Consider the following 11654-nt stretch of genomic DNA (forward strand, 5'->3'; position numbering starts at 1 on the left):
TGGCTTCACGATCTTTCACAGATCAGATGGAGAAGTCCTCGCCGTGCCAGACACCGGCCTCCGGCGGCCTGATGACGTGATTGCTCTGAGCGCCGTCCGCGCGGGCCTCGAGTTTGGTCACCCGGGTCAGCAGCGACTGCAGGCTGACGCCGACGAGGTCGGGCATCATCGAGTCGTCCGGACTGCCGGGCCGGCTGCGGCTGATGACCTGTCCCGGCACACCCACGACCACCGAGCACGACGGAACCTCTTTGACCACCACGGCATTGGCGCCGATGCGGCTGTCGTCGCCGATTTTGATCGCGCCCAAGATCTTCGCCCCGGCGCCGATAATCACCCGATCGCCGATGGTGGGATGGCGCTTTCCGGTGTCCCTGCCGCTGCCGCCGAGGGTGACGCCGTGGTAGAGGGTCACGTCTTCGCCCACCTCGGCAGTCTCGCCGATCACCACCCCGGTCGCGTGGTCGATGAAGAGACCGGGGCCCAGGATGGCACCGGGATGGATCTCGACGCCGGTCAGGATCCGGGTGATTTCGGCGGTGATGCGCGCGACCAGTCTTGCGCCGCGTCGCCAAAGCCAATGGTTGATGCGGTGACCCCAGATGGCATGCACGCCCGGGTAGGCAAAGATCACCTGGAGCGTGGTCGGAACGGCGGGGTCCCGCTCCCGGGCCGCTCGTATGTCACGTCGGATGGCTTCGAGCATGGCTAATCGGCCAGATCCGCGAACAACGGCGTGCTGAGGTACCGCTCGCCGAAGTCGGGCAGCACCACGACGACGAGCTTTCCGGCGTTCTCGGGTCGGCGGGCCACCTGCAGGGCGGCAACCACCGCCGCGCCCGAGGAGATGCCGACCAACAGTCCCTCTTCCGCGGCCAGGCGGCGGGCGAGGGTGATTGATTCGTCGTTGTCGACGGCGATCACCTCGTCGACCAGATCCATCGCGAGCACCGGCGGGATGAACCCGGCGCCGAGGCCCTGGATGGGGTGCGGTCCCTTCTGTCCGCCGGACAGCACCGGCGACGCGGCCGGCTCGACGGCAATGAATTGTGCCGAGGGCTTGCGTTCCTTGATCACCTGCGCGACGCCGGTGATGGTGCCACCGGTGCCCACGCCGGCGACGAAGATGTCAACCTTGCCGTCGGTGTCGCGCCACACTTCCTCCGCGGTGGTGGCGCGGTGGATCGCGGGGTTGGCCTTGTTCTCGAATTGCTGTGGCACGAAATACCGTTGGTCGCTCTTGGCCAGTTCCTCGGCCTTGGCGATCGCACCGGGCATGCCGTCGGAACCCGGTGTCAGAACGATCTCGGCGCCCAAGGCGCGCAACAACATTCGTCGCTCGACGCTCATGGTCTCCGGCATGGTCAGCACGCAACGGTAGCCGCGGGCCGCGGCCACCAGCGCCAGGGCGATGCCGGTGTTCCCGCTCGTCGGCTCGAGGATGATGGTGTCCGGCTTGATCAGGCCCGCCTGCTCGGCCGCGTCGATCATCGCGACCCCGATGCGGTCCTTGACGCTGTTGCCCGGGTTGAAGAATTCCAGCTTGGCGACGACGTCGGCGACCGCACCTTCGGTGACCCGGTTCAGCCGGACCAGCGGCGTGTTACCGATCAATTCCGTGACGTTCTCCGCGATGCTCATCTACCTATTGTCTCCAACGACGTAGGACCAGGCCTCTGCCTGCCAGCTAATATCGAACTCTATGTTCATCTCGGTGGGGATGGCTAGCGCCACCGGGGTGAAGCGTCGCGACGCTTCGTCCAGCGCCACCCCGGTGAGCACGCGTCCATGCAGATCGCCAACCGTTTTCGCGGTGAGCCTTATTCCCGAAGTGTTGGGCGCCTGGTCGATCCTCGGTGTACCCGTCTCGGAGTGTTCGACCAACCGGTAATAACGGTAGGCGCAGGTGACAGGGCGTCGAGGCGCCAGGGCGCGGTTGGTCGCGGACAATATCGTCATGGGTGGTTGATCTTCCTGAAAGGCTTTCCGCGAGCCCGCGTCGTGAGTCCGCCGGGCAGACCCGGCGGCACCGTCCTGAGCGGGGCGAGCGCGGAGTTCTACAAGGTCAGAGCGCTTGAGGAAATCAACAACACCAGCAACAGCAACAACAGTTCACGACGATGCAGCGCGACGGGGCAAAGCGCAGCTGTACGGGGTGTTGCATGCCGCCACTATAGGCCATCGGACGTGGTCGGACGTTTCGCCCAGCTCTTCTTTTGACCTGCTGGCCAGGACTTACTCGTGTCTTAGCACTGCGCGTGCACCCGTCCGGGGCACGGCGCGGGCAAAACAATCACCGTGGCCACGCTGTGGCGGTCGCAATCAGGGCATCGACCGAGCCCACAGCAGCGGGTGTGCGCTGGTGGGTCAGCGTGCTGTCGTTCGCGCTGGCCGGGCACGAGCCACTCGAGGTGGGCAGGCGCTATGGGCTCGAGGCCACCGCGTCCGTCGTTCGCCTTCTTACAACACGTTCAAAGATATCGACGTCTTCCTGAAGGCGGTGCGCCGGATCGCCGAGGGCGGTACCAACGTCGGCTGACGCGCGGCTTGCCGAGCGCCCGCCCAGCCGGGCGTTGGGATTTGAGCGTCCGCCCAGCCGAGCGCATAGGCAACGTGGTTGGGGCGCTGAACCCTTAGCCTGTTGCGCCCCAACCGAACACGCGCGACGTCAGCAGCACGATGCCGAGCGAGACCGTGGCGACGACGGTGAGCCCGATGACCGCGACCACCAGCGGACGCCACCCGGTGCGCGCGATCGCGCGGATGTCGGTGTTGAGTCCCACACCGGCAAAGGTCAGCAGGAACGCCCATTTCGAGACGTTGGCGAGGTTGGCGGTTTGGCCCTTCGTCAGCCAGCCGGCGGTGGCGATCGCCGAGACCACCAGGAAGCCGAGCACGAATTTGGGGAACTTGTTCCAGACGAACGCGGCCTTGGCCCTGGCGCCGCGCGCGATCTCGTCGGCTTGCCCCCGACCCGCCCAAAACAGCGCGAAGCCGAGAACGACGAACCCGATCAGCGCGTTGCGGGTCGACTTCACCAGCACCGCGATCTTGCCGGCATGATCGGAGTACAGGTATCCGGTGGCGGTGGTCTCGGCGGTGTTGTCCACCGAAAGCCCCGCCCACAAACCGAATTCGTGGTCGGTGAGGCCGATCGCATGGCCCAGCGGCGGCAGCACGAACAGTGACACCGCGCCCAGCGCCAGGATCGCCGCGATCGCGTAGCTGACATCGGAGTTGCGGGCCCGGATCGCGCCCTTGGCCGCCACGATGGCCGACACCCCACAAATGGACGTGCCTATCGCCAACAGCGAGCCGAGCTTGCCCGATAACCCGAACGCGCGGGCCACCACGATGATGATCGTTCCGGCAATGGTCATGTCCACCAGGATCTGCACCAGGCTGATCCCGCCGAGCTTGGCGATGTCGCCCAGCACGAATCGCGAACCAAGCGCCACGATCCCGACCTTGAGCCAGAATTCGTAGGTCAGCACGCCGGGGCGAAATATCGGGTGCAGGCCGATGGTGTTGGTGATGAGCAGCCCGATCACGATCGCCCACAACACATATTCGATGTCGGGCACGGTCCAGTGCTGGTGCTTGGCCAGTGCGTTCCACCAGATCTGGGCGTACTTGCCCAACACCCCGACGCCGATCAGCAGCAGGATGCCGGGCACATAGTCGAGCGGACGGGTGCTGGTGAAGGTGGCTTCATCCGACGTTTCGTCGGGCCGCACCTGGACCGTGCTCACGCCTGTCACCAGGGGATTTTCGGGAGTACGTTGGCCACGGCCGACGCGACGATGACACCCGCCACCGCCGTCGCCCACCAGTCCACCGACACCGAACCGAACCGGGCCGCCCAATCCGGACGCCGCGAAGCGTCGGGATCCCGTCCGTCAGTTGGCACGCCTTCACCCACGATGACCGCTCCTCAAGCGCCCATGGCGGCGTCTCCCAGCCGCACCGTCGATCCGAATGGTGGCGTCCGCGCGCGTCACATCCAAGTGATTGGCTCGGGCTGAATTTAGCTCTATCGGTCGATCAGGTTGGCAGGCCGTGCTTCTCGGCGTCGGCGCGGTAGCGGTCCACCCATTCGTCGGAGCGTTGGTCGGCCTGGCGTTCCAGCACCGGGTCGGGCGCCAGCTGGGGGTCCAGCCCCAGAGCCTCGAGGATGGATCCCACCACCTGAGTCAGGTTGCGCCATAACACCGGATACGAAATGTCCATCGGCTGAATGTCTTCTTCGGCGAACCAGTTGCGCCAGCCCTCTTCCTGGGCGCGCAGCATTTTGACGACGTGGGCGATCGCTCCGGCGTGATAGGTGGCCCGAGCGTCCCGCACCGGATCGGGCCTGCCCCGCCAGACCCGCGTCTGCACCGCGCGCCAGAACGACACCGCCTGCGAAATCACATCGGGCCGGTACACGTGAATCAGCAGCGGCTGCTCGCCCACCACGTCGGTGATCGCCGCCAGCAGGCCGTCACCGCTGCGGTCCGGCAGGTTCTTCGCACGGTCTAGCAGCAGCGGCGTCTGGTTCCACATCAGCTTGCCGCCCCACACCCCGTTGGGTGTCCGTCCGACCGTGCGGATGTAGGCGCGCCAGATCTCGGGCGGCGCCAGGTCCGGCGTCCCGACATCGAGCGGGTCGAGCAGGCTCAGGATCGACTCGTCGTCGACGCCGGCGAACCACTCCCGCGGCTGCGGGGACTGGCTGGTGGCCGGGAGGTACTGAAAAAACTCCTGTGGCTCGCCTGCCACGCCGGTGGCGCGCAGCGACTCAACCAGCAGCGTGCTGCCGCTGCGCTGCGACGCCAACACCAGATATGACGACGGGCTACTTGTCACCGGCAGAGTGTATCCAGAACCTTCAATTCTTATCCGGGGTCGCGCGGTTACGGTCAGGCTGAAGGAAACCCTTGCCTCGAAACCGACTTACCCGAACTGTGGCGTTCGGCGACGACAGCCGAACGGGACGGTGGCCGTGGGTGCTCATCTGGTTTCGGAGCGGACGGAAAGCCGCGTCAGCGGCGCGACCCGTGCTGCGATGAGAAGCGCTACGGCACAATCTATTTCGGGCGGTCACCCGGGAATACCCATCGGTCGATCCCGCCGTTTGCGTGCGCCACCGCCCGGGCATCGGCCCGTCTGCCGGCAGCCGCTAAGCGGCCCCCGCGCAAGGCCGACGCCAAGCAGCCACGCGGGCTCAGGGCCTGCCGATCCGCGTGGGCGATAGGAATTTCGGCCGGAGCCCCTCGGCCGTCGCCCACATTTCTTCTTGTTGATTACAAACCTGACGTCGGGCATCGCTATGCCCGTACATTCCCTCATCTATGCGCTCGAACAGACGCGGCGCAGGTAAACAGTGCTGTTTGCTTCAGGGCCAGCGAATCACGAACGTGTAAACGCCGTTACGAAATGGGGGTCGGGTTTGAGTCAAGGACCGCCATTGGGTTGGGCAAGCGGCGTGAACGGGGCGGCCCTCGCGAAGCCCATGAACGCGCTGGGCCAATTTTTTCTGCTCAGCGCCGAGGCCTTGGTCGCCGCGGTGCGTGGGCCCTGGGCGTGGCGTGAGGTCCTCGAACAGATTTGGTTTGTCGCCCGGGTTTCCATCTTCCCGACCATCATGTTGTCGATCCCGTACACGGTGCTCATCGTGTTCGTCCTCAACATCCTGCTCGTCGAAATCGGTGCCGGCGACCTCTCCGGTGCCGGTGCCGGGCTGGCCTCGGTAACCCAGGTCGGACCCGTTGTCACCGCGATGGTCGTCTCGGGCGCCGGGTCGACGGCCATGTGCGCCGACCTGGGCGCGCGCACCATCCGCGAGGAAATCGACGCGATGAAGGTGATCGGCGTCAATCCGACTCAGGCGCTGGTGGTTCCGCGCATCATCGCGGCGACGTTCGTCGCGGTCCTGCTGTACTCGGTGGTGGCGGTGACCGGGCTGACCGGCAGCTATATCTTCGTGGTCTTCGTCCAGCACGTCACGCCCGGTGCGTTCATCGCGGGAATGACCTTGGTGACCGGTCTACCGCAGGTGGTCATCTCGCTGATCAAGGCGACCCTGTTCGGACTGTCCGCCGGCCTGATCGCCTGCTACAAGGGCTTGTCGGTGGGCGGTGGCCCGACCGGCGTCGGCAACGCGGTGAACGAGACCGTGGTGTTCTCGTTCATGGCCCTGTTCTTCATCAACATCTTGACCACCGCGCTCGGTGTGAAGGTGACCGCCAAATGACCGATGCCGCACGCGAACCGTCGTGGTTCGTCACCCTCGGGCCCCGGCTGACGCATTCCACCCGCAAGCTGGGCGAGCAGACCGCGTTCTACGGACAATCTCTGGCCGCCACCGTCGATGCGATCCGGCGCTACCCGAACGAGCTCCTGCGGCTGATCGCCGAGATGGGCATGGGCACAGGCGCATTGGCCGTCATCGGCGGCACCGTCGGCATCATCGGCTTCCTCACGCTGACCACCGGCGCCCTCGTCGCGGTGCAGGGTTACGACACCCTGTCCAACATCGGCGTCGAGGCGCTGACCGGGTTTCTCTCGGCGTTTTTGAACGTCCGGATGATCGCGCCCTGCACGGCCGGTCTGGCGCTCGCCGCCACGATCGGCGCGGGCGCGACGGCGCAACTGGGCGCGATGCGCATCAACGAGGAGATCGACGCGCTGGAGGTCATGGGCATCCGGGCGGTCACCTATCTGGCGTCCACCCGCATCATCGCCGGCATCCTGGTCGTCATCCCGCTGTACGCCGTCGCCGTGCTGATGTCGTTCATCGCGGCGAAGTTCCTGACGATCTACGTGTACGGCCAGTCACGCGGCGTCTACGAGCATTACTTCGCAACGTTTTTGCGACCCACCGACCTGTTCTGGTCGTTCCTGGCGGCGCTGACCATGGCGGCCGGGGTGATGGTGGTGCACACCTATTACGGTTTCACCGCGACGGGCGGCCCGGCGGGAGTCGGGGAAGCGGTTGGCCGGTCGGTGCGGTCGTCGATGATCGTCACGGCATTCGTGTGCCTGATGATCTCGCTGTCCGTCTACGGCCAGTCCGGCAACTTCAATCTGTCGGGGTGACCGGATGAGTGATCACACGGCCGGCGGGGCATTCCAGCGGAACAGGACCCGCAGCAGCAGGATTGATCCGATCTGGTGGGCGCCCACGCTGTTCATCCTCGTCGGAGGTCTGATCGCGATGACGGCGGCCTCGTTCTCGGGCAAGTTCCACGACTTCGTCCCGCTCACGCTGGTGTCGGACCGCGCGGGGCTGGTGATGGAAGACGGCGCCAAGGTCAAGCTGCGCGGTGTCCAGGTCGGCCAGGTCGCGTCCATCGGCACCGACGTGAAAACGGCTCGGCTGCAACTGAAGATACAGCCGGACGCCTTCAAGTATCTGCCGAGCAACCTCGAGGCCGAGATCAAGTCGACCACCGCGTTCGGCTCCAAATTCGTCGACCTGATCGTTCCCGACCATCCCAGCGCCACGTCGCTCAAGCCCGGCGCGTTGCTGCACTCGCGCAACGTCACCGTCGAAGTCAACACGGTGTTCGAGAATCTGCAGGCGGTGGTCCAGGCGCTCGACCCGGCACAGCTGAACTCGATCCTGTCGGCCTTCGCGCAATCGGTGCGCGGCAAGGGCGAACGGATCGGTCAGGCGATCACCGACGCCAATAACGTGCTCCTCACGGTCAACCCGCGCATGGATACCATCGGAAAGGACTGGCGGCTGTTCGGCAAGACCACCGCCATCTATTCCGATGCGGCACAGAACATCCTGTCCATCCTGGACTCGGCGACGACGACCAGCGCCACCATCACCGACGACCAGCGTTCGCTGGACTCGCTGTTGCTGTCGGCGATCGGCTTCAGCCAGACCGGCATCAACGTGATCGGCCGCAACGAATCGAACATCGTGCGGTCGATGAACCTGCTCGACCCGACCATGGCGCTGTTGGAGAAATACTCCCCGACCTACACCTGCCTTTTCCAGGGCGCGCAATGGTATGTCGACCACGGCGGCCGCGATGCCCTGGGCGGCAACGGCTACTCTGTCATCCTGGACGCGGCGCTGCTGTTCGGCGACGACCCGTACCGCTTCCCGAAGCACCTGCCCAAGGTGAACGCCACCGGCGGCCCGGGCGGCAAGCCCAGCTGCGGTTCGCTCCCCGATCCCAGCGCGAACTTCCCGGTGCGCGCGCTGGTCACCGACACCGGCTGGGGGGCGGCCCCCAACGAGATCCGCACCAACGTGGCCGCGGGTAATCCATGGTGGGCCAACTGGTTCCCGACCACCAAGAACCCGCCGGAAGGGCCACGCTACTTCTGGCGCGGGGGACAGCCGCCGCCATGAGAAGGAAGCTCTCCAGCATCATCCTGCGCGTCGGGATCTTCACCGCGGTCTGCCTGCTGTTCACGTTTGCGCTCATCGCGGTGTTCGGGCAGCTGCGCTTCGAGGACCGCACGGGCTATCGCGCGATCTTCACCAACATCTCCGGCCTGAAGTCCGGCAACTTCGTGCGCATCGCCGGGGTGGAAGTCGGCAAGGTCGGCGACTTGAGCCTGCACCGTGACGGCACGGTCACCGTCGATTTCAAAGTGGACAGGGGCGTGCGCCTCAGCGAGGGCACCAAGGCCGTCGTGCGCTACGAAAACCTGATCGGTGACCGCTATCTCGCGCTCGAGGAGAGCCCCGGACCGCCGCGCAGGCTGCCGCCGGGCGCGACCATTCCGCTGGCCCGGACGTCCCCCGCGCTCGACATCGACGCCCTGATCGGCGGCTTCCGGCCGTTGTTCCGTGCCCTGGACCCCGATCAGGTCAACGCCCTGTCCGGCCAGCTGCTGCGGATCTTCCAGGGGCAGGGCGGGACGCTGGCCTCGGTGCTCTCCCAAACCTCGATCCTGACCTCGACCCTGGCCGGGCGCAGCGAGCTGATCGGCCAGCTGATCACCAACCTGAACACCGTGCTGCACACCTTCGCCACCCGCGACCGCGAATTCTCCGATGGCGTGGGCAAGCTGGCCCAGCTGGTCGACGGGCTCGCGCAGCGCAGGAACGACATCTCCACCGGGCTCGCCTACATCAACGCGGCCGCGGGCTCGATCACCGACCTGCTCGCCCAGTCCCGCCAACCGATCAAAGACGTTGTGCACGAGACGGATCGGGTGTCGGGGCAGGTGCTCTCCGACAAGGAGTACGTCGACAAACTGCTCACGGATCTCCCGGACATCTATCAGGTGCTCGCCCGGCAGGGCCTGAACGGCGACTACTTCGGCTTCTACTTCTGCGAGGTATTGCTCAAGCTGAACGGCAAGGGGGGCAACCCGATCTTCGTCAAACTGTTGGGCCAGCCCAGCGGGCGGTGCACGCCGCGATGAGGCTGCAACTACCCAAGGTCAAATCGGCCGACCGGCGAAGCCCCTTCGTGCTTGGCGTGATGGGAACCGTCATCCTGGCCTGCGTGACCGTTGTCGCCTTTCAGTACAACAAACTGCCGTTCATCAAGAACACCGACGACTACGCGGCCTACTTCTCCGAGGCGGGTGGCATCAAACCCGGTAACACCGTGCGGGTTTCGGGCATGGGCGTGGGCCGGGTCTCCGACCTCCGCCTGGAGGGCACCAAGGTACGTGTCGGCTTCACCGTGCACAAGGGTGTCGAGCTGGGCGACCGCACCGAGGCCGCGATCAAAACCGAGACGATCCTGGGCGCCAAGATGCTCGAGCTGACTCCTCGTGGCAATGGGCAACTGTCGGGCACCATCCCGTTGGAACGCACCACCTCGCCGTACGAGCTGCCCGACGCGCTGGGTGACCTGACGACCACCATCAGCGGACTGGATACCACCCAACTGTCCACGGCCCTCACGACATTGGCCGACACGCTGAAAGCGACGCCGTCCAACCTGAGACCCGCCTTGGAGGGCGTGGCCCGGTTCTCCGACACCCTCAACGGCCGCGACGCGCAGCTGCGCAGCCTGCTCGGCAACGCCAACAAGGTCTCGACGGTGCTGGGCAAGCGCAGCCAGCAGATCGCCGGGCTGGTGGCGAACTCCAACGCGCTGTTGGCCGCGCTGCTCGACGAACGAGACTCGCTGGACGCGTTGATGAACAACCTGACCACGGTTTCGCATCAGATCTCCGGACTGGTGAACGACAACCGAACCCAGCTCAAGCCCGCGCTCGACAAGCTCAACGGCGTGCTGGAGATCCTGGACAACCGCAAGGAAGACATTCAGAAGACGCTGCCCAAGTTCAAGCGGTACGCGATGTCCTTCGGCGAATGCCTGGGCTCCGGACCATTTTTCAAGGCCTACGTGGCCAACCTGGTTCCCGGCCAGATCGGCGGCCCGGTGCTCGACGCGGACATGTATGACCGGTTCCTGGACCCCAACCAGAAGCTGCCGTCAGAAGCGGTCGACCCGCCCACCGGCACGCCGCCCGTGCCGCCGGAGAACGCGCCGGTGCCGCTGTGGTCCCAGCCGCCCTCGCCGCCGCCGTCGACGCCGCCCATCCGGACCGTTCCGCCCCCGTCGCCACACGATTTCGATTCGCCATGAGCGTGACTCGAGGCACCCTACGCAAGGTGACCGCCGCCAGTCTGATCCTGACGCTGGCCGTGGCGTCATTCCTGGTCGCCGACAAGCTGTGGAAGGACGTCGAAAAGAACACGTACACGGCCTATTTCGCCGACGCCAACGGCCTGTTCGTCGGTGACGAGATTCGCATCCTCGGCGTCGCCGTCGGCGTGGTCGACAAGATCGAGCCCCAGCCCGCCAGCTCCAAGGTGACGTTCTCGGTCGACAAGCAGTATTCGATCCCGGCCGATGCCCGCGCCGCCATCCTGTCGCCGTCGCTGGTGACCTCCCGGGCCATCCAGCTCGTCCCGGCCTACTCCGGCGGCCCCAAGCTCGGCGCCGGCTCCTCGATTCCGTTGAGCCGCACCGCGGTTCCGGTGGAATGGGATGACTTCCGCAAGCAGCTGGAGAAGCTGACCGACGCCCTGCAGCCCACCAGCCCGGGCGGGGTCAACTCCGTCGGTGAGTTCATCGACTCGGCGGCGGACAACGTGCGCGGCCAGGGCGACACCGCCCGCGAGACCGTACTCAAGCTGTCAGAAGCGATCTCGGCGCTCGGAGATCACGCTGACGACATCTTCAGCACCGTGCGTAACCTGCAGCTGCTGGTGTCCGCGCTGTACTCCAGCAGCGACCTGCTGGCGTCGTTCAACCAGAACCTGGCGAGCGTGACGACGCTGCTCTCGAACACCCCCAACGAAGTCGGCAACGCCTTGAAGTCCCTGGACGGGGCGCTCACCGATGTGCGCGATTTCCTGGCCGAGAACCGCGAGGCGGCCGGCGTCACGTTCGACCGGTTGGGTTCCATCACCACGGCGCTCAACGACAGCCGCGGCGACATCAAGCAGCTCCTGCACATCGCCCCGACGGTGTTCCAGAACTTCCTGAACATCTACCAGCCGGCCCAGAGCGCGATGACCGGCATCCTGGCGCTGAACAACTTCGCCGACATCCCGCAGTTCATCTGCAGCTCGATCGAGGCTGCGTCGCGGGCGCGGTTGGCCCGGGTGTCGAAACTGTGCCTGCAGTACCTCAACCCGATCATCAAAAACCGTATCTACAACTACATTCCGGCGG

The 11654-nt window shown here is 65.7% G+C and carries 11 protein-coding genes and 1 pseudogene; 6 read left to right on the plus strand and 6 right to left on the minus strand.

The window, feature by feature from the left end:
- Window positions 1-22 precede the first annotated feature (22 nt).
- The 6 genes and pseudogenes from cysE to stf0 all read right to left on the minus strand — a co-directional run bounded on the left by cysE (window position 23) and on the right by stf0 (window position 4848).
- Window positions 23-706, minus strand: a complete 684-nt coding sequence (gene cysE, locus A5732_RS00695; protein ID WP_065074928.1) for a serine O-acetyltransferase — start codon at window positions 704-706, stop codon at window positions 23-25.
- 2 nt (window positions 707-708) lie between these two features.
- A complete protein-coding gene (gene cysK, locus A5732_RS00700; RefSeq protein WP_076054295.1) occupies window positions 709-1641 on the minus strand; it encodes a cysteine synthase A in 933 nt (310 codons plus the stop codon).
- Window positions 1642-1851, minus strand: a pseudogene (locus tag A5732_RS00705) (TQXA domain-containing protein); the annotation flags it as partial. It abuts the gene before it with no gap.
- Between the two features lie 782 nt (window positions 1852-2633).
- Window positions 2634-3764 (minus strand): YeiH family protein, encoded by a 1131-nt coding sequence (locus tag A5732_RS00710; RefSeq protein ID WP_076054366.1) that lies wholly within the window; start codon window positions 3762-3764, stop codon window positions 2634-2636.
- Window positions 3758-3910 carry a hypothetical protein gene (locus A5732_RS27200; protein ID WP_171974930.1) on the minus strand — a complete coding sequence of 51 codons (153 nt, stop codon included), beginning with the start codon at window positions 3908-3910 and terminating at the stop codon, window positions 3758-3760. The genes A5732_RS00710 and A5732_RS27200 overlap by 7 nt, the downstream gene beginning before the upstream one ends.
- A gap of 134 nt (window positions 3911-4044) precedes the next feature.
- Window positions 4045-4848: a trehalose 2-sulfotransferase gene (stf0, locus tag A5732_RS00715; protein WP_076054297.1), complete on the minus strand. Its 804-nt coding sequence runs from the start codon at window positions 4846-4848 to the stop codon at window positions 4045-4047.
- Between the two features lie 619 nt (window positions 4849-5467).
- Between stf0 and A5732_RS00720 the strand changes: the two genes are divergently transcribed.
- The 6 genes from A5732_RS00720 to A5732_RS00745 all read left to right on the plus strand — a co-directional run.
- On the plus strand, window positions 5468-6235 hold the full coding sequence (locus tag A5732_RS00720; RefSeq protein ID WP_076054299.1) for an MlaE family ABC transporter permease: 768 nt from the start codon (window positions 5468-5470) through the stop codon (window positions 6233-6235).
- Window positions 6232-7080, plus strand: a complete 849-nt coding sequence (locus A5732_RS00725) for an ABC transporter permease (protein WP_076054301.1) — start codon at window positions 6232-6234, stop codon at window positions 7078-7080. The genes A5732_RS00720 and A5732_RS00725 overlap by 4 nt, the downstream gene beginning before the upstream one ends.
- Before the next feature lie 4 nt (window positions 7081-7084).
- The gene (locus tag A5732_RS00730; RefSeq protein ID WP_076054303.1) at window positions 7085-8353 is read left to right on the plus strand and encodes an MCE family protein; all 1269 of its coding nucleotides are present in this window, start codon (window positions 7085-7087) and stop codon (window positions 8351-8353) included.
- The gene (locus tag A5732_RS00735; RefSeq protein WP_076099964.1) at window positions 8350-9378 is read left to right on the plus strand and encodes an MCE family protein; all 1029 of its coding nucleotides are present in this window, start codon (window positions 8350-8352) and stop codon (window positions 9376-9378) included. The genes A5732_RS00730 and A5732_RS00735 overlap by 4 nt, the downstream gene beginning before the upstream one ends.
- Window positions 9375-10559, plus strand: coding sequence for an MCE family protein (locus A5732_RS00740; protein WP_142254606.1), 1185 nt, complete (start codon window positions 9375-9377; stop codon window positions 10557-10559). Before A5732_RS00735 ends, A5732_RS00740 begins: the two co-directional genes overlap by 4 nt.
- Window positions 10556-11654, plus strand: a 1099-nt coding sequence (locus A5732_RS00745; protein WP_076099966.1) for an MCE family protein, incomplete at its 3' end; no start/stop codon positions are given. The genes A5732_RS00740 and A5732_RS00745, both read left to right, overlap by 4 nt.

Origin of the sequence: Mycobacterium colombiense, assembly GCF_001953985.1 — a bacterium.
In the GTDB taxonomy this organism is placed as follows: Bacteria; Actinomycetota; Actinomycetes; order Mycobacteriales; family Mycobacteriaceae; genus Mycobacterium; species Mycobacterium colombiense_B.